Raw genomic sequence first — 932 nt, 5'->3', positions numbered from 1 at the left:
GATACGCCGGATGCGTACAGCATTCATCAAACTCTGGATAATTTGGCACAAAAAACCAGCAAGCCCATTCTCGTCAGCTATCGTTTTTCAGACGGCCTGACTCGGTTCAACACGCCGGAAGAAGCCTTACTGACACTTTATTTCCGCAATCAAACAACCTATTTGCAACAAATACAAAATACCCCTGCCCCAGCCAAAACAGGCCGTCTGAAAACACCTAAAAGCAAAAGTATCGATAAAGCCATTGCTTCCGGCCAAACCGAACTGATGGCGGAAGCCCTATACCTGCCTCCGTGCCAAACCCAAAAACACAATGCCGTCCAATTCCGATTCAACCGCCATGCCATTTACGGCAATATCCTTACCGCCCATTACAACGGCAAAACCGAAGCCGCATTACCTCCTTTTACCACACTCGATATCCAGCGTTTAAGCCAGTTTGCAGAACTTGACAACACTTCCGTTCTCAATCAATTCCTGCATTCCCTAAACACGCTTATCCACAACAACCAGCATATCGGCGACATCATCCTCAACTACAACGGCAGCCAATACAGCAGCACCATCATTCCCAAAATTGTGGAAAAACCAGCCACGCCGACAACCAAAATCCCCAAAAAAGCCGTCCAAACCTTAGAACAGGCCGCCGCTAAAATGCAAAGTGCCGCCGCCTACCTCCAACAAAAAAATCCGGTCGCAGCCGAGTTTCTACGCAACACCGGCGAAGCCGCGTCCGAACTACTGCACCCTAAAACCGAAACTCCCGAGATACAAAACGTACTCGCACCCTATCCGAGCCAAACCGATACCTTTACCCTGCCCGACGGCAACACACTGCACATCCGCGCACTAGAACCTGAAGATGCCGAAGCCAAACAAAAATTTGTCCGCCAATTACCCGCGGCCGACCGCTATACGCGCTTCATGACCCA

At 50.0% G+C, this 932-nt stretch carries 1 pseudogene; it reads left to right on the top strand.

Annotated elements, in window-relative coordinates:
* Positions 1–932, top strand: a pseudogene (locus ACTHS3_RS15250) (GNAT family N-acetyltransferase); the annotation flags it as partial.

The organism is Neisseria sp. P0009.S007 (assembly GCF_051962515.1).
This window is presented reverse-complemented; position numbering and strand designations above follow the sequence as displayed.